This window comes from Acinetobacter sp. Leaf130 (assembly GCF_001423205.1).
GTDB lineage: Bacteria > Pseudomonadota > Gammaproteobacteria > Pseudomonadales > Moraxellaceae > Acinetobacter > Acinetobacter calcoaceticus.
On record NZ_LMOE01000007.1, the window covers coordinates 74,621 to 92,536 of the forward strand.

The 17,916-nt window shown below is 38.2% G+C and carries 18 protein-coding genes, 1 tRNA gene and 1 pseudogene; 9 read left to right on the plus strand and 11 right to left on the minus strand.

The annotated features are described in order from the left end of the window. Positions 1–91: 91 nt before the first annotated feature. Both ASF86_RS19395 and ASF86_RS15085 read right to left on the minus strand, forming a co-directional pair. The gene (locus ASF86_RS19395) at positions 92–283 is read right to left on the minus strand and encodes a hypothetical protein (RefSeq protein WP_045435295.1); all 192 of its coding nucleotides are present in this window, start codon (positions 281–283) and stop codon (positions 92–94) included. 73 nt (positions 284–356) lie between these two features. Then, on the minus strand, positions 357–1,616 hold the full coding sequence (locus ASF86_RS15085) for an MFS transporter (protein ID WP_056483292.1): 1,260 nt from the start codon (positions 1,614–1,616) through the stop codon (positions 357–359). Positions 1,617–1,743: 127 nt separating this feature from the next. Here ASF86_RS15085 and ASF86_RS15090 point away from each other — a divergent pair, with 127 nt between their 5' ends. The 4 genes from ASF86_RS15090 (at position 1,744) to ASF86_RS15105 (ending at position 4,802) form a co-directional block, all read left to right on the plus strand. Then, positions 1,744–2,370 carry a lysophospholipid acyltransferase family protein gene (locus ASF86_RS15090; protein ID WP_056483295.1) on the plus strand — a complete coding sequence of 209 codons (627 nt, stop codon included), beginning with the start codon at positions 1,744–1,746 and terminating at the stop codon, positions 2,368–2,370. Between the two features lie 65 nt (positions 2,371–2,435). Continuing rightward, positions 2,436–3,353 carry a patatin-like phospholipase family protein gene (locus tag ASF86_RS15095; protein ID WP_056483298.1) on the plus strand — a complete coding sequence of 306 codons (918 nt, stop codon included), beginning with the start codon at positions 2,436–2,438 and terminating at the stop codon, positions 3,351–3,353. A gap of 104 nt (positions 3,354–3,457) precedes the next feature. Next, positions 3,458–3,919 carry an NfeD family protein gene (locus tag ASF86_RS15100; protein ID WP_005036414.1) on the plus strand — a complete coding sequence of 154 codons (462 nt, stop codon included), beginning with the start codon at positions 3,458–3,460 and terminating at the stop codon, positions 3,917–3,919. Positions 3,920–3,947: 28 nt separating this feature from the next. Continuing rightward, complete coding sequence (locus tag ASF86_RS15105; RefSeq protein WP_005036413.1) at positions 3,948–4,802, plus strand: SPFH domain-containing protein; 855 nt, start codon at positions 3,948–3,950, stop codon at positions 4,800–4,802. A gap of 64 nt (positions 4,803–4,866) precedes the next feature. Here the strand turns inward: ASF86_RS15105 and ASF86_RS15110 are convergent, their stop codons facing one another. The 3 genes from ASF86_RS15110 to prpF all read right to left on the minus strand — a co-directional run bounded on the left by ASF86_RS15110 (position 4,867) and on the right by prpF (position 7,552). Then, positions 4,867–5,235: an MmcQ/YjbR family DNA-binding protein gene (locus ASF86_RS15110; protein WP_056483301.1), complete on the minus strand. Its 369-nt coding sequence runs from the start codon at positions 5,233–5,235 to the stop codon at positions 4,867–4,869. 58 nt (positions 5,236–5,293) lie between these two features. Then, positions 5,294–6,205, minus strand: coding sequence for a polyprenyl synthetase family protein (locus ASF86_RS15115; protein WP_005036411.1), 912 nt, complete (start codon positions 6,203–6,205; stop codon positions 5,294–5,296). 159 nt (positions 6,206–6,364) lie between these two features. Further along, the gene (gene prpF, locus ASF86_RS15120) at positions 6,365–7,552 is read right to left on the minus strand and encodes a 2-methylaconitate cis-trans isomerase PrpF (RefSeq protein ID WP_056483304.1); all 1,188 of its coding nucleotides are present in this window, start codon (positions 7,550–7,552) and stop codon (positions 6,365–6,367) included. A 378-nt stretch (positions 7,553–7,930) separates the two neighbouring features. Here prpF and ASF86_RS15125 point away from each other — a divergent pair, with 378 nt between their 5' ends. Then, positions 7,931–9,310, plus strand: a complete 1,380-nt coding sequence (locus ASF86_RS15125; RefSeq protein WP_081407723.1) for an amino acid permease — start codon at positions 7,931–7,933, stop codon at positions 9,308–9,310. Positions 9,311–9,369: 59 nt separating this feature from the next. Next, positions 9,370–9,442, plus strand: a tRNA-Arg gene (locus tag ASF86_RS15130). A 24-nt stretch (positions 9,443–9,466) separates the two neighbouring features. Here ASF86_RS15130 and hchA read toward each other — a convergent pair. The 5 genes and pseudogenes from hchA to ASF86_RS15150 all read right to left on the minus strand — a co-directional run bounded on the left by hchA (position 9,467) and on the right by ASF86_RS15150 (position 13,466). Next, positions 9,467–10,342: a glyoxalase III HchA gene (hchA, locus tag ASF86_RS15135; RefSeq protein WP_056483310.1), complete on the minus strand. Its 876-nt coding sequence runs from the start codon at positions 10,340–10,342 to the stop codon at positions 9,467–9,469. A 208-nt stretch (positions 10,343–10,550) separates the two neighbouring features. After that, positions 10,551–11,549, minus strand: a complete 999-nt coding sequence (locus ASF86_RS15140; RefSeq protein WP_056483317.1) for an NAD(P)H-quinone oxidoreductase — start codon at positions 11,547–11,549, stop codon at positions 10,551–10,553. Between the two features lie 46 nt (positions 11,550–11,595). Beyond that, positions 11,596–11,916 carry a helix-turn-helix transcriptional regulator gene (locus ASF86_RS20120; protein WP_227508802.1) on the minus strand — a complete coding sequence of 107 codons (321 nt, stop codon included), beginning with the start codon at positions 11,914–11,916 and terminating at the stop codon, positions 11,596–11,598. Between the two features lie 81 nt (positions 11,917–11,997). Further along, positions 11,998–12,491: pseudogene (locus tag ASF86_RS20290) on the minus strand (AraC family transcriptional regulator); the annotation flags it as partial. A gap of 156 nt (positions 12,492–12,647) precedes the next feature. Beyond that, positions 12,648–13,466 (minus strand): undecaprenyl-diphosphate phosphatase, encoded by an 819-nt coding sequence (locus ASF86_RS15150; protein ID WP_005036395.1) that lies wholly within the window; start codon positions 13,464–13,466, stop codon positions 12,648–12,650. Between the two features lie 354 nt (positions 13,467–13,820). On the opposite strand from ASF86_RS15150, the gene ASF86_RS15155 reads away from it, so the two are divergent. Both ASF86_RS15155 and ASF86_RS15160 read left to right on the plus strand, forming a co-directional pair. Then, complete coding sequence (locus ASF86_RS15155) at positions 13,821–14,621, plus strand: PaaX family transcriptional regulator C-terminal domain-containing protein (protein ID WP_056483318.1); 801 nt, start codon at positions 13,821–13,823, stop codon at positions 14,619–14,621. 105 nt (positions 14,622–14,726) lie between these two features. Then, complete coding sequence (locus ASF86_RS15160) at positions 14,727–15,719, plus strand: fatty acid desaturase family protein (protein WP_005036393.1); 993 nt, start codon at positions 14,727–14,729, stop codon at positions 15,717–15,719. 48 nt (positions 15,720–15,767) lie between these two features. On the opposite strand, the gene ASF86_RS15165 is transcribed toward ASF86_RS15160, so the two are convergent. Beyond that, positions 15,768–16,805, minus strand: coding sequence for an AraC family transcriptional regulator (locus ASF86_RS15165; protein ID WP_056483319.1), 1,038 nt, complete (start codon positions 16,803–16,805; stop codon positions 15,768–15,770). A gap of 153 nt (positions 16,806–16,958) precedes the next feature. On the opposite strand from ASF86_RS15165, the gene ASF86_RS15170 reads away from it, so the two are divergent. Next, complete coding sequence (locus tag ASF86_RS15170; RefSeq protein ID WP_056483321.1) at positions 16,959–17,657, plus strand: NAD(P)H-dependent oxidoreductase; 699 nt, start codon at positions 16,959–16,961, stop codon at positions 17,655–17,657. Positions 17,658–17,916 lie beyond the last annotated feature (259 nt).

A 17,916-nucleotide genomic window follows, 5' to 3' on the forward strand; every position in this document is an offset into this window, starting at 1 on the left:
ACTTTGACTTACAGATTTTTACCTTAACTTCATGTTGTAACGAATCCTACACAACTCTCTTATCTTATAGAATGATTAAATCGTTATTTCATTATTCTTTTTTAGACTTTAGGCTAATATCCAATCTACTTGAACATTTTTCTACCCATTTTGATTGATTCACATGATTTTTCTTGTTAACGAAATCCATTTTTACTCCAGTTAGCTTCCATTTGCTACCCAAACAAGATGGCACAATTAATAGAGCATTTAAATAGCTAAAAACATACATTTTTAAAAACATAGACAAAGGTATTAGATCAAGCTTAGATCACCGCTTAAGCAGTATTAAATTTCTTTATTTCATTTAGTTAACATTATTTTTCTTGTATTTTTGCGTGTTTCCAGAGGGAAATAGGGAGCAAAGTAACAGTGCTAATAATGACAATAGCTATCAAATAATGGAAATAACCGAAGGCATCTCCAAACACACCACTCAAACTATAAAGCCCCCCACTCACAGTCGCCATGACTGAAACCTGAAAGGTAAAATCTGTACCCGCATATTCTTTTCGACTGTAGTGCATGACTAAGGTCAACATAACAACCAACAACATTGCAGAGAATGCATCCTCTAAAGCATTGACTGTATAGATAGCCCAGACATTGAGTTGAATTTTCTGCTCATACACATATGCTAAATAGGTATAAGCCGCTAAGCTCATAATTTTAAATACTGAAAAAATAATTAAAGTGGTAGGTCTAGAGAAGTATTTAAGCATCCAACCTGCAATTGCCGCCCCTGCCAGTGCCGCTACAGCACCGAGCATCGTGATATAAACGCCAATTTGAGTAAAACTTAGTCCCATATCAACCATTAAAGGTTTAAGTAATGGTCCAGCTAAACCATCTGCTACTTTAAAAGTAATGAGTACAACCAACCAAGAGCGGAGCTCTTTATTTTGAGAGAAATAACTCAAGTAGGCCTTAATCTTTATGACTAAGTTTTGTTGGTTAAGTTGAGGTTCATTATTTGAATGAGAAGTGTGTCGAGGTTCTTTAAATAATAAAACGGGTAAAGTGTTTAAAAACACCAAAGCCGCTAATAGCAAAAAAGTGGGTTGCCACGTCAACCAGTCTAAGCACCAGAGTACGGCGCCTCCCCCGACAATAAAACCTAGTCGTGAACCAATCACCTGAAATGTATTTCCCCAATGTTGCTGGTCATGTTTCAACAAATTAACCGCCAAAGCATCGGTAGCAATATCTTGTGTTGCTCCTGTTAGGTTCATTAAAAGAAGTGAAATAAAAAAGGCAAATAGATAAATGGGCTGGTCTAAAGCTTGAATGGGGAAAAAAGACAAAATGCAAAGTACGACCACAGTCAAAAACTGAGTAGGTAAAATCCAGCTGCTGTAGTGCCCTAAATGTGAAAGCGCATGTCGATCAACCCACGGCGCCCAAAAAATCTTGATTGACCAAGGCAACATGAGTAAGCCAAAGCCACCAATATGGGCGAGTGACACATCTTGCGCCCTTAAAATAACGGGTAAGGCATGGGTCATAAACCCGACAGGCAACCCTTGTGCCCAATATAAGGAAAATAGCAGAAGATACAGATTTTGCTGCCGAAACATATATACCTACTTTTTATTTCTTTAATGAGGAATAACATCAAATGTCATGTTGTTCTTACATTTTGCCAATGAAGCATATATTTCAAAAGATTAAGATTAAACAAGGACAAGTTAAAATTTAAAAAATATGGATCAACATTTCCCTAATTTACCTCATTTGGTACCTCAACGCGGCACTGCATTAAGCCGTGCACTATTTAAAAAACTTTTTTTAGCGCAAGGTTGGACAATTGAAGGTGAAGTTCCTAATTTTCCAAAAGCAGTAGCAATTATTTCACCTCATACTTCCAATATTGATGGATGGTATGGCTTTCTTGCGATTTTCGGATTAGGTATCCAAATTACAGTATTAGGTAAAGATGCCCTTTTTAAACCACCTTTTAAACGGGTGTTAGATTGGGCTGGTGTTATTCCAGTTAAACGTGACACAGCCAATGGACTAACTGAACAAGTCATCGCCACGATTCAAAAATATGACAAGATCTGGATTGGGATGGCACCTGAAGGCACACGTAAAAAAGCAAAAAAAATGAAAAGTGGTTTTTACCATATTGCCGCAAAAGCCAATATTCCAATTGTGATGTTTTCTTTTGATTATGACCATAAAACGATTCACTGCTTAGGTCACTTAGACCCAAGTGGAAACTATGATGAAGATCTACAAAAGATTTTTGACCACTATGAAGGAAAAATTTCACCCAAAAATCGCAATTGGCTTGCCGAACCTTTACAAAATCTAGTGAAAAAAACCTAGCAAAAATTGAGCGAATCTGGTCTTATGGCCCTTCTTAATTTATCTCGACATAGATTGTTTTAAAGATGAAAATTGCTCAATTTGCCAGTATTGGATTTATCTCTCTAGCACTATTTGGCTGTGATAAATTTAGCAAAACACCAACGCCGACTACCTCAATTAAAGCCCGTGAACCTGTCATTGCGCTTGCTTTAGGTGGCGGTGGAGCAAAAGGATTTTCACATATTGGTGTGATCAAGGTTTTAGAGTCTCATGGAATTAAACCTAAAATTGTAACGGGTACCAGCGCTGGTAGCTTTGTTGGAAGTATCTACGCGAGTGGGCAAACACCTTATCAATTGCAAAGTCTGGCTCTGAAATTACAAGAGTCTGATATCCGTGATTTAACCCTTAATCGTCAGGGCATTATTCTCGGACAAAAGTTACAAGACTACGTGAACCGTAATGTTGGCAATAAACAGATTGAGAAGTTCCCAATCCGTTTTGCGGCTGTGGCAACTCGTCTTGATAATGGTCAAAAGGCAGACTTTATTAAAGGTAATGCTGGTCAAGCTGTACGTGCCTCTTGCAGTATTCCTAATGTGTTCGTGCCTGCTACAATCGGCAATCAAAAATACGTAGATGGCGGCCTAGTCAGCCCAATTCCTGTAAAAACAGCTCGTGATATGGGTGCAGATATTGTGATTGCAGTTGATATCTCCGCGCGTCCAGTAGGTAATCGCCCAGCCAATATGTGGGGATTGCTTGATCAGACGATTAATATCATGGGCCAACAAAGTATTAATGAAGAACTCAAGCAAGCGAATGTAGTAATTAAACCTAAAGTTGGTCATTTAGGTACACTAGACTTGAAATCCAGTAATGAAGCAATTTTAGAAGGTGAAAAAGCTGCTCAAGCTCAAATGCGTCAAATTGAAGGTGCAATTGCAAACTTCAAAAAATCTCCAGCAGCATTTAAGCCCGCGCCACGCTCTAAATTCTAATTGAAGTGGTTTTTTTCTATCCACATTTCCTATCATCTGCTACAGTGGTAAAAGTGATATTAGTCACTTTTACCCATCATAAAGATATATAAAAGAGCAGATTTATGGAATTTGTTGTACAACCTTGGCACTGGTTTGTATTGGGTATCTTACTTATTCTTTCTGAACTGATTCTACCTGCCTTTGCCGCACTCTGGTTTGGTATTGCCGCCATTATGGTGTGCATTCTCTATTGGTTATTTCCAGATATTAGCCTCACAACGCAAATTGTGTTGTGGATTGTATTATCAGTGCTATGCACCATTCTTTGGTTCAAGTTTATTAAACCCTTATCAATTGATAAAACGAAAGCGGGCTTACCCCGTGAAGCAACAATTGGTCAAATTGGAATGGTTATTCAAACTGGTCTAGACCATGATCAAATTATTGTTCGCTTTCCAATGCCTATTTTAGGGGCCGATGAGTGGAATTGTCGGAGCACCACTCCTGTTAAAGTGGGCGATCGTGTCAGAGTTATTGACATTTCGGGTAACGACTTAATTGTTCAAACCCATGGTACTTCATAAACATTAAAGATAAAGAGAGGGTATTTTCATGCCAGTCGGTACTATTATTGTTTTAGCCTTTTTGGCTTTTGTAGGTGTTACCATTTTTAAAGGGGTTCGTATTGTTCCTCAGGGCTACAAATGGATTGTCCAACGTTTAGGTAAATATCACACGACCCTTAATCCGGGACTTAATTTTGTGATTCCCTATATCGATGAAGTGGCTTATAAAATTACCACGAAAGATATTGTGCTAGATATTCCGTCGCAAGAAGTGATTACACGTGACAATGCTGTATTGCTCATGAATGCGGTAGCCTATATTAATTTAACCACACCAGAAAAAGCAGTTTACGGTATTGAAAACTATACATGGGCGATTCAGAACCTTGTACAAACATCATTACGTTCTATTGTCGGTGAAATGGATCTAGATGATGCATTGTCTTCACGAGATCACATTAAGGCTAAGTTAAAAGCTGCTATTTCTGACGATATTTCAGATTGGGGCATTACCTTAAAAACTGTTGAGATTCAAGACATTCAACCGTCTCATACCATGCAAGCTGCCATGGAAGAGCAAGCTGCCGCAGAACGTCAACGTCGTGCGGCTGTTACTAAAGCCGATGGTGAAAAACAGGCTGCTATTTTAAGTGCAGAAGGTCGTTTAGAAGCTTCTCGCCGTGATGCTGAAGCTCAAGTTGTTTTAGCTGAAGCCTCTCAACGTGCAATTGAAATGGTGACTAGTGCAGTTGGCGATAAAGAGATTCCTGTGGCATATCTGTTGGGTGAACAATATGTAAAAGCAATGCAGGATATGGCGAAATCTAATAATGCTAAAACTGTGGTTTTACCTGCCGATGTTTTAAATACCATTCGCGGTATTATGGGAAAACATAACTAATTCAATTACTTCAAATAAGTAATTAAAATTAAGACGGTGACTATCATGTCGCCGTTTTTTTATATTATTGGTTTTTTAATCTTTTCTGATCTTTCAAAGGTAATTTCTTTACGACTAAATCATAAGAATCATGAATTAAATCTTGCAGTAAATCGCTTGTTAAGTTCTTATGCGGTGTAATCGAAATCCAGTGTTTTTTATTCATGTGATAACCCGGAATAATAAATGAATAAAGCTCCTGATATTCCTGACTCTTATACGGATCACACTTCACATTAATCATTTTGACGCCTGCGACTTCCGCCGTCAGCATGAACATTTTCTCTAAAATTTTAAAAACTTCATAGTCTGGACCAAAAGGATGAGTCTGTTGACTAAAGGGAAGATTACGCGCAATTTCAATTGCTTTTTGATGGAGTTGTTCACCATTCATTTTTTTCTCCTTTATTCATTTCGCATGAATAGAAGTTATGAATATTGATTTAATATTATTAGTTCGTACGCGCTAAAAGAAATTGTGAGATATCAACTAATTCTTTTGCATTATCACCAAAATGAGCTAAGGCTTCGAAAGCTTGATCGTGCAATTCTTTTGCATAGATCTGTGCTTGTTCGAGACCCATTAAGGCTGGGTATGTCGATTTTTGCACTTGCTCATCCTTACCAGCGGTTTTACCCAAAGCTTCAGTACTCGACGTAATATCGAGAATATCGTCTAATACTTGAAAAGCCAGTCCAATCGTCTGCCCATATTGGCGCAATTTTGGAATTGCTTGATCCGTTCCAGAAAATATCGTGACTGCCCCCATCATAATTGCGGCCTGAATGAGCGCACCAGTTTTATTACGGTGGATATTTTCTAGTTCGTCTTGGGCAATTTGCTTGCCTTCAGCTTGTAAATCTAAAACCTGTCCAGAGACCATTTTAGAGCTGGCAGTTGCTAAAATCTGCATTTGTTTTAATACAATCGCGGCATCAGTACCCTGCCCTTGTTCATCAAACAAACGACTACCTAAAACCTCAAAAGCCATCGATTGTAAAATGTCACCTGCAAGCAAAGCAGTATCTTCACCAAACGCAACATGACAAGTCGGCTGACCACGACGCAGTAAATCATTGTCCATACAAGGCAAATCATCGTGCGCTAGTGAATAACAATGAATTAACTCTACAGCAACCGCCGCACGACGAGCCGCAGCAAAATTTGGATTTGGCTGTAAAGAAGCAGTGGCATAACATAAAGCCGGACGCACACGTTTTCCACCAAGCATAACTGCATGGTGTACTGCACTTTTTAAAGGCTCTGGAATTGAGAACGCGGCCAATGTCGTCAATAAATCTTGTTGAATACGTTGTTGAGCTTGTTTTAAAACATCCGCATTAACTTGAGAGAGTGATGACACAGTCGCCTCGATAAAATCAGTAGAGAAATTTTATTGAATGTAATGAAGCATTCATGCGCTACATCATACACGATTCACTGTGAAAAGTGGGTGCTGAGTTTTTAAAGGCAGCCGTAAAAAAGCCTCTACACATTGAGAGGCTTTTTATTTAGAGGAAGTTTAGAAACTGTCACCCGGAACACGCACCCAACCTTCCATTAACACACGTGCACTACGACTCATAATGGCTTTTTTAACCGCCCATTGGTCATTAACAAGTTCAGCTTGAGCGCCAACACGTAATGTTCCAGATGGATGCCCAAAACGTACCGCTTCACGTTCGCCACCACCAGCTGCTAAATTCACCAATGTACCCGGAATGGCAGCAGCAGTGCCAATCGCAACTGCTGCTGTTCCCATCATGGCATGGTGCAATTTACCCATCGACAAAGCACGTACCAGTAAATCAACATCACTCTCTGAAACAGGCTTGCCACTCGATGCTGTATAGTTTTTCGGTTTAGAAACAAAAGCAATTTTTGGTGTGTGCTGACGTGCAGCTGCTTCTGAAATATCTTTAATTAAACCCATCTGTACTGCGCCATATGCGCGAATTTTTTCAAAACGTGCCAGTGCTGCCGCATCACTATTGATATGATCTTGTAATTCAGTGCCTTGGTAACCCAAATCTTCTGCATTTAAGAAAATGGTTGGAATACCAGCGTTAATAAATGTCGCTTGGAAACGACCAATATCAGGAACGTCTAATTCGTCAACGACATTGCCTGTAGGAAACATATCGCCGCCTTCTTCGCCATCATCGGCTGGGTCTAAAAACTCAATTTGAACTTCAGCGGCAGGAAACGTCACCCCATCCAGCTCAAAATCACCAGTTTCTTGAACTTGACCATTGGTGATAGGCACGTGAGCAATAATGGTTTTTTGAATATTTTTTTGCCAGATTCGAACAGTACAAAGGCCATTTTCAGGAATACGTTCTGCATCAACCAACCCATTTGAAATAGCAAAAGAGCCAACCGCAGCAGTTAAGTTTCCGCAGTTACCACTCCAATCTACAAAAGGTTGATCTATTGAAACCTGACCAAATAAATAATCTACATCATGCTCTGGCTGAGTACTTTTCGCGAGAATAACAGTTTTGCTGGTACTAGAAGTGGCTCCCCCCATCCCATCAATTTGTTTTCCATAAGGGTCCGGGCTACCAATGACACGTAGTAAGAGTTGATCTCGTGCTTGTCCTGCAACTTGGGCTTTTTCTGGCAAATCATCAAGCTTAAAAAAGACACCTTTACTGGTTCCACCACGCATATAAGTTGCTGGAATTTTAATTTGCGGTACTGAGCTCATATCAACTGTTATCCTTACTATTATGTTCTTCTATATCAAAACAAGCATTCTTGTTTACCCTTCTCTTCATCTTAAATTGTTTTAAGGCCAAGAGATAGCACTCTGCTTTATACATCAATCGTATTGACGCGAGCATATTTTGAGAATTTAGCAATATGCTTGCAATGACTTAATCTAAGCAAAATCTAAGAAAAAAAGTCTATATGAAATTATATTTTTTAGAGCACTTTTCACTCTATATTGAAATATTAAAAGTAAACCAATGATTTTAAATATATTTTAACATTACTTTTCAGTCACAGCTTATTAATTTGTAGTCTAGGCTAAAATAACTCCATCTATTAGAATAATTTACTTATTCATTGTGAGTGAAGACCTTTGACCAACGAATCTTCTACACTGCAACGAGGACTAAAAAATCGACATATCCAATTAATTGCTATGGGTGGAGCAATTGGTACCGGATTATTTTTAGGCTCGGCGCAAGTGATTCAATCTGCGGGACCATCCATTATTTTAGGATATGCCATTGGCGGCTTAATCGCGTTTTTGATTATGCGTCACTTGGGAGAAATGATTGTTGAAGAACCTGTTGCAGGATCGTTCAGCCATTTTGCGTATAAATATTGGGGGAAATTTCCCGGATTTTTAACTGGATGGAACTATTGGATACTCTATGTTCTGGTTGCGATGAGTGAACTCACCGCGGTAGCCAAATATATTAATTATTGGTGGCCTCATATTCCAGCGTGGACTTCTGTCTTATTTTTCTTTGTAGTCATTACTGCAATTAACTTAACCAACGTCAAATTTTATGGGGAGTCCGAATTCTGGCTCGCTATTATTAAAGTTGCTGCGGTCATCTCAATGATTGTTTTTGGACTTTATTTGCTATTTACAGCAGATGTAGGTTCAAGCATTTCATTTAGTAACCTTTGGTCTCATGGTGGATTTTTTCCAAATGGCTTTAGCGGCCTCTTCTATATGTTGGCTTTCTTGATGTTCGCCTTTGGTGGTATTGAACTGATTGGTATGGCAGCAGCGGAAGCAAAAGATCCGAAAAAAACTATTCCAAAAGCAATTAACCAAGTCGTTTTCCGTATCTTGATTTTCTATATCGGTTCACTGGCAATCTTACTTTCATTAGTGCCATGGAACCAATTAGATCTTGGCGGTCTCGACAAAAGTCCATTTGTTATGATTTTTAGCCAAATGGGAATTGGTTGGGCTGCACATCTTCTTAACTTTATTATTTTAACTGCTGCCCTATCTGTTTATAACAGCGGGATGTTTGCAAATAGTCGTATGCTTTACAGTCTCGCTCAACAAGGGAATGCGCCAAAAGTTTTTGCGAAAACCAATAAACAAGGGGTTCCTATTCCCGCTGTTCTGCTTTCTGCTTTATTAATCTTTGGTTGTGTTCTTTTAAATTACTTTGTACCTGAAGATGCTCTTGGACATCTCATGTACGTTGTTGTTGGTGCACTTGTTCTAAACTGGGCAATGATATCAATTACACATTTGAAGTATAGACGCTTTGTTAAGCACGCGAACATTAAGACATCTTTTCCAGCGTTATGGTCGCCTTTTAGTAATTACTTAGTTTTAGCATTTATTGCTGTGGTTCTCTATATTATGTGGACTCAAGGCTTCAAAGAGTCAGTAATGATGATCCCTATTTGGATTACGGCAATGCTCGTACTTTTTGACTATTTAAATCCTAAAAACCTAGATTCTGTTCAGAAGTCTGAAGAATAAATAAATATAAAAAGCCATTGTCTAGACAGTGGCTTTTTTGTTTATAATCATAAAATTATGCGCCCTTAGCTTAACTGGATAGAGCAGTTGCCTCCTAAGCGACCGACGTGGGTTCGAGTCCCGCAGGGCGCACATATTTTCAATAAAGCAGTGTACTTAACCCTTCACTTCAGCCAACAATGTTTCAGCTGCAAGTTTGCCTAATTTATTAGAAGCAAGTGGACTATCGCCTGTTAACAATTTACGGTCTCTATGACATTGTCCTGTAATACCCTTATTTAAAATTTCCACACCAAGTTTTTCAAGCTTTTCACCGACTAACCAAGGTAAAGCACCCGGCATATAGCCAATATCGATATTCGCCCCTGCATCTAAAGCATCAGGGAATACACAAATTTGATACCCTTTGAAAATATAGTTTTCAGGCGCTTCGTCTACAGCCGCAGCCAATAACGCAGCAGGCCCATGACATAAGGTAATAATAAATTTATCTTGTTCAACTGCCCATTTAAGGACTTTTTTTACTTCAAGGCTATGTGGAATCTTAGCTAATACACCATGCCCACCCGGAATAAAGACAGCTGCATAAGGTGAGTTTTCCCCCACTACATTTTCTAAAATATCTGTGAGTTTCAGAGGATTCTTTAACTTGTCTGCATATTTTTGAAAAGTGTCTAATACAACTTGTTCTTGCTTTGGCATCGCCCACATTTCAAGCTTGACAGGATTACCTGAAAGTGTCGCAACATCAATTTCAAAGCCAGCATTATCTAAATGAAACATCGGTAAAAGCATTTCAACAGGATGATTCCCTGTAGAAAAAAACTTGCCGTTTTGCATTTGAATATAACGTTCATCGGTTGCAATCACTAAGATTTTTTTACTGCCCGTATACGGCGTTGAGTATGTAGTTCCATCGTAATCTGTTTTTGGAGCAGTATATTGACTCAGTGAATAAGGTGATGGGAAAAAGGCATTATCTTCAGCCAAATCTGGAGTAGGATTTTTATCATCAATATTTGCGGTATTCATTGTTACTATCCTTTTTCATCAGTATGGAAAGAAATAATAAGTTAAGAGCCAATTCTTATTTCTTACTCAATGTATAGGTGAAGTCATAGAACTAGTGCAATCTGCCAATAGAATTTGGCAATTTTTATAGAGAAATAGGCAGAGTTTAAAATTATAAAATTCAGTTTAGGCGAACCTGTCGTTCACCTAAGCTTTAGTGATTACAGCTTTATGCGTTCATTTCTAAAACGATCTTTCCGATGTGATCACCCTGCTCCATACACGCATGAGCACTTTGTACATCTGAAAAAGCATACGTTTTATAGATTTGAGGTAAACACTTACCTTGTGCCAGTAATGGCCATACATGCTCATGCAAAGATTGGGCAATTTGTGCTTTTTCTTCGCTAGTACGCGCTCGCATCGTTGAACCCGTAATCGTGGCACGCTTTAAAATCAATTTTTGTAAATCAAATTCTTTTGCGATTCGCCCCCCCATAAAACCAATAATGACAAGTCGACCATCACGTTTTAATAGATTTAAATTTTTCTGGAAATAAGAGCCACCCACAATATCCAAAATAACATCAACACCTTGATCTTGTGTTTGTTTTAAAATTTCCTGCTCAAAATCTTGGGTTTTATAGTTAATTGCTATGGTCAAATCAGAGAGTGCCTCAACTTTATCTTCGCTTCCAACCGTAGCAAAAGTTTTAATCCCTAAAGCATTGCAAATGGCTAAAGCAGTGGTGCCAATGCCACTAGCCCCTCCGTGAATCAATGCTGTTTCATTTGCCTTTAAACGACCAATATCAAACAGATTGGCCCAAACTGTGAAGAACGTTTCTGGAATAGCAGCGGCTTGAGTAAACGATAAATTTTCAGGTATTGGTAATACTTGTGTCGCAGCAACTGCACAGTACTCTGCATAGCCACCACCGTTTGTTAAAGCACAAACTTTATCTCCGACTTTGAACTGTTGCACTTGGTCACCTACCGCAACCACCACTCCAGCAACTTCTAGTCCCGGTATTTGAGTAACACCTTTAGGCATCGGATATAGCCCCATACGCTGTAACACGTCAGGGCGGTTAATTCCCGCAGCCTTTACCTCAATTAAGACTTCATCTGCTTGAGGGACTGGAATATTAGCCTCTTGAACTTTTAGAACCTCAGGTCCACCTGGAGCGGTAATTTCAATAATTTTCATAGTGGTTGGAAGGGTCATTTATATGCTCCATGTTTGATTTATATTTTAAAAACACTGATCTAAGTTAAATAATCGAAGACTTAGGTGGAATTCCAAACAGTCGTTTAAATTCTCGACTAAATTGTGAGGCACTGACATAACCAACTTCATAGGCTGCTTCTGCTACCCCCATTTTGTTGTTCATGATCAACTCACGTGCTTTATGCAGTCGAGTAATTTTGATGTACTGTAAAGGAGAATAATTTGTCACTTTTTTAAAAGTTTGGTGAAAAAGTGATATGCTCATTCCCGCTTGTTTCGCCAGCTCTTGAACCGTTAAATTACGATAATAATCACGCTGAATAATTTCACAGATTGTATAAATCACGCCGTTTCGACTTACCATAGCAGATAAATTTTTTATGAACTCTCCTTCAGAAGCCTGCAATACACGATAAACCAATTCTCTTTTTACTTGATCACCCAAGATAAAAGTATCTTGTTTAGAGCGAAGTAAATTAAGCAATCGTAGAGCAACTTCCGAAATAGTTGGGTTCATATCAATGACTCTAAGCCCACAGCTCAATTTTAAATCACCTGACTGAGAGTCTTCGATAACTACTTGTTGTTCTTTATCCAGTTTAGTTACTAAATCAACCATCATTTGAGATTCAAATTTTATTGCAATAGCCAACATTGGTTCATTATTTTCAACTACTGTATCGCAATCAAAGGGAATGGCAATTGAAATGAATAAGCACTGCCCTGACGAAATTGAAAAATATCTTTGCCGATATACCCTCGTTTTACTCCCTGTATGACTAAAACAATTGAAGGTTCTTGCAACACTGCAACAGGGGATGTGGAGTGATCAACACGCATCAAGGTGATGTTGGAGATAAAAGTAGGATAAAGACCTTCTGCTGGAGCCAAATGTAAAAATGCGTCGACCAAATTTTCCGAGAGATGATTTTGCGGCATAGTTTTATTGCGAGAGGTAATCTAATAATCAATATAACAATGAACCTAAAATGAAAACATGTGTCTTACGTTTACTTTGTATAAATAGGCAATTCAAATCAATTTTTAGGCATAAAAAAGCCTAGAATATTCTAGGCTTTTTCACTTCATCAGATTTTAAGCCGATAAATTAAAGAACATTGCTGCAATCAGAATAATTACACCCAATACAATTCGATACCATGCAAATACACGTAACGTATGGCGCTCTACAAATAGCACTAATGCTTTTACAACAAATAAAGCGGCAATAAAGGCTGCAACGAAACCAACTCCAATATTAATCATATTATCAGCGGTAAGTACGTCTGCATTTTTGATCAAGTCAAAAGTTGCTGCGCCCAACATGGTTGGCATTGCTAGGAAGAAAGAAAATTCTGTAGCAGCCTTACGCGATAAGCCCGCAAACATTCCGCCTACAATCGTTGCACCTGAACGTGAAGTCCCCGGAATCATGGCAACACATTGAGCAAGCCCGACTAAAAGTGCTTGTTTAAAAGTAATTTTGGTCGCATCGTCTGTCTTATGTTCAAACTGCTTAGATTCAACCCAGAAAATAATGAGAGCACCAACAATCAATGCAATAGCAACGACAATTGGGCTGAACAAAACACTTTTAATAAAGTCGACGGCCAAAACACCAATAATGACTGCAGGGAAAAATGCAATAAGTACACTGATGGCGAAATGACGAGACTCGACATCTCCACTAAAAAAACCTTTAATCAAATTAATAATTTTTTGTCGGTATAACCAGCACACTGCCAAAATAGCACCTAACTGGATTACGACCTCAAATACACGTCCACCGTCTGAATGGAAATCGATAATATGACCAAATAAAATCAGATGGCCTGTACTCGAGATGGGTAAAAACTCAGTTAAGCCTTCAACAAAGCCTAGAAACAGTGCTTTTATAACTTCAAAATTTTCCATAACTTGCTCAAAGAAAGTTAATCACTAGAACGATCTAAAATTTGTTTTATCGCAATTGGTAAGCCTCAAATTTGACTTAACACATGTTCAATATCAGATCATTTCTAACGTTTGTGGTTATTGCCCCTAGTTAAAGGCAGTTTATTTAAAGTGCGATAATGTATCACATCATGATGACAAACTTGGGTTAACTATCGTAAAAAGATAAAACTTGGTAAAGAACTGCCAAAATTTCTCTTGTTATAGATAAAACTTTTTTGCCGCCTCTTACTCTACAAAATCATCTTAAAAAGCTCTTAAAAAAACATGATATTATTGTGATTAAATGCAGCTCATATCAAAAATTCTATCTGAATGAAAAATACTAAAATTAATGCACGCCATCTTATTATCGATTTGTTTCTTTCCTCAGCCTATCCTCAACTCACCATCAAACAGATATTAATTGCCGCCAAACTCTTTAATATGAGTGAAAATGGAATTCGAGTTGCGACGACTCGGCTATTAAATGAAGGCATGATAGAAAGTGTCGAGCGCGGTATTTATCAACTTTCGCCATCAACCAAAGAATGGGCAAAAATCATTTTGAACCGCAAAAATGGCATTAAACAAACCAAAGAATGGCAACAGCATTATCTTGCAGTATTTACAGGCACATTAGGTCGCATAGATCGCACCGCTTTAAAAAAGAGAGAACGAGCATTACGTCAATTTGGCTTTAAAGAACTCGAAACTGGTATTTATATTCGACCTGACAATTTGGCCTATAGTTTCGAAAAAACATGTGAAGAACTTGTTTTAGCAGGCCTTGAAAGTGAAACAAAAATTTGTGTTATTCAACAGTTTGATTCAAAAAGCCTTCAGTTGATTGCTTCTTTATGGGATACCCAACAGCTCGAATTAAACTACAAAAACTATAGCCAAGATATTCAGCAATGGCTTTTAAAATATGAAAAATTATCGCTCAATGACGCTGCAGCTCAAGCATTGTTACTAGGGCGAGAAACCATTACTTTATTAATGAATGATCCTTTACTACCCTCTCCCTTTGTTAACGAACATGCCCGCAATCAGTTTGCTCAAAATGTACAACAGCTAGACTCGATTGGACAAAAGCTGTGGCAAAAACTTTATGAAAATGAATTAACACATTAAAGAACGATTTATTTTTTTACAAACAAATATTACAACTTTTAAAATTTTATGATTATATTGGTAATATAAAATATGAATACCAAAATCTGATTTGGGAGAATAAAAATGAATACACAGGTGAGTGTTACCGATCTATTTAGCAGAGAAGAAATACAAGAACTCACAGAGCCTTCAGATGCATACGGCGCTTGGGCTGTTGCAAGTACGTGGGCTGTTATTGGAGGAACATTTGCTAGCTTAATCATGATGTGGGATTACTTACCTAGCTGGGGCAAATTACTTGCTTGTATGCTTGCCTTGGCTATATTGGCGGGTCGCCAGTTATGCCTAGCAATTCTGATGCATGATGCATCCCATAAAAGCTTATTTAAAAATAAAAAAATAAATGACTTTGTAGGCGAATGGCTATGCGCCCGCCCAATCTGGAATGATCTACACAAGTACCGTCAACATCACGTTCGCCATCATGCAAAAACCTCTACCCCAGATGATCCTGATCTTTCGTTAGTGTCGGATTTTCCCGTAAGCAAAAAATCTCTTGCCCGTAAATTCTTACGGGACTTAACAGGTATGACTGGATTAAAGTTTAGCTTTGGTCGAGTGTTAATGGATCTCGATTTAATGAAATGGACTGTTGCAAATGATCAGATCTGGTTAGACCGCAGCAATAAACATCTTGTTGATTATGCAAAAAGTATTATAAAAAACAGTAGTGGAGCCATTGCAACCAATGTAGCACTCTATGCGGTTTTAAAAGCTTTTGGTCAACAACGGTTTTATTGGTTATGGCCTTTAGCTTATTTAACTCCATTTCCATTATTTTTAAGAATTCGCTCAATGGCCGAACATGCAGGAATGCAAACGAGCAATACCGCTTTAACCAATACCCGTACAACACGTGCAGGTTGGATTGCTAGAAGCTTTGTGGCCCCTATTCATGTCAATTACCACATGGAACACCATTTAATGGCTTCGGTGCCCTACTTCAAACTACCACGTATGCATCGTCTATTGAGAGACCGCGGACATGTCCCAGCACCACCTAGCTATTTTGAAGTGATTGAATCACTCTCATCTAAGCCAGAACGAACGGCTTAAAGCTCTCGAATCAGATTTAGAGGCCATGCAATTAAATCAGTGGCCTCTCTAACCCAAATGTGAACTCAGTTCATCCATTTTGCTGTGGGTCTGAAAAAACTTGGGTGTGACTCCCATCCAACGCTTAAACGCACGGGTAAAATGAGAAGTCTCGGCATAACCTAAAGTTAAAGCTACTTTTTCAATCGACATGTTATTTTGAGCTAAAAGTTTCTGGGCATGTTGCTTTTTAAGTGAGTCAACCAAGATGGTAAAACTTGTATTTTCAATGGCTAAATATCGTTGCAAAGTTCGTTCTGAAATATTCATGACTTGAGCCAGTTGCCCTATCTTTAATGTCTCAATCTCGCCATTTACAAGTAATTTTTCAGCAACTTGTTTGACTTGCCCTTTCCAACCACTGTGTAACTTTAATTTTTCTATATCTCGCTTGCATTGTGCGTTTAGCAAAGGCGCCAACATCGAGTCTGCCGTTAATACAGGCTGCGCTAAATAGTCTTTTGAAAATATCCAACTGTTGCGTTTTTGATTAAATAAACAAGTGACTGCCAGTTGACTACTTATTTTGGCAAAACCTGTCGGTTCTGGCATTTGTAATTCAACTTTCCCTAAATTGGATAAGCCTGTTAAATTTTTTGCAATTTGAACAAAGCCTACCAATAAAAAAATATTGGCATTTGGACTCAACTGAAATTCCTTTACAGGCTGATGAATGAACCAATATGCATAATTATTTTCTTGTTTTACTTCTGGTTTAAAAACCTCGCAACGTGACCCAATGAACTGTTCAAGTATTTTCAAGGCTTCCCCTAAATTTGGAGAAACTATGGCAGCCATTCCGACTGAACCATAACATGAAGCAGTCATTTCTAAAGCCAAATACCCCGCTAATGCAGGCTCTTTGCACAACTCGATGGCCCGCTCAATGAGCTGATTTAAGGTATTAAACTCAACATACCAATATGGTTTTTTTAATTGATCTACTGTTATGCCGCTTCCATCTAAAAGCTGCTCATAAGAGACACCCCACCGCTTAACAGTCTCGACGATTAAGTTAATATAAGTTCCGGGTAATTCTGGATTCATGAGTAACCCATTGAGCAAAATAAATGGCGCGAAATGGTAAAAACTGTCAGTTCATGAACTATGCCATGCTTTTAAATTCAGGCATAGTCATTCAAAGCAAAATCCGCTTAATTGCACTAAACAGTACAATTTCTGAAAAACACAGGTGCCCCTATGAATATCCTGATTGTCCATGCCCATCCAGAACCACAATCTTTTACCACCGCTCTAAAAAGTATAGCAAAGCAAACCTTAGAAAAATTGGGACATCGCGTAGAGGTTTCAGACTTATATGCCATGCAATTTAACCCCATTGCATCCAAAGAGGATTTTTTAGAGCTCAATCAGCCTGACTATTTTAACTATGCTCTAGAACAAAGGAATGCCAGTAAAAATCAACTTCTAGCTCCGGATATTCAGGTAGAAATTGAAAAGGTAAAAAAAGCTGATTTAGTCATTTTAAATTTCCCACTTTACTGGACCTCTGTACCAGCAATTTTAAAAGGCTGGATTGATCGTGTATTTGTTTCAGGGCTCTTTTACGGTGGAAAACGCTTTTATAACCACGGCGGAATGACTGGTAAAAAAGCTATGTTGTGTTTAACACTCGGTGGTAGAACACACATGTTTGGGGAAAACGCTATTCACGGTCCAATCGAACATTATCTATCCCCAATCCAACGCGGTACTTTGGCATATGCTGGTTTTGAAGTTCTACCGCCATTCACTGCCTACCATGTACCTTATATTAGCCAAGAAGCCAGAGAAACTCTCCTCGAAGACTATGTAACTTATCTCACTCACCTGGACCAACTAGAACCATTAAAGTTTACAAAACTTGAAGAGTTTGATGACAGACTGTATCCCCTCTAGTGGTATGTTTTAAATCTAAAAAATAGGACAACCGAAAGTTAGTTTTTATTTTCGGTTATTCTTTAAATTACAGACGCTCAAATGTAAAATTAAATCGCCTAAAAAATAGATCAAATGGTAAAAAAATAAAGGGAGATTTTTTCCTAAAAATTTAGAATATAAAACTGAATCAATAATATACAGATGTAGAGAAACTAGACTTATCAAGTAAAAATGACAACTAATACTCATTCCATAATCACTTAACTCATATTTTTAC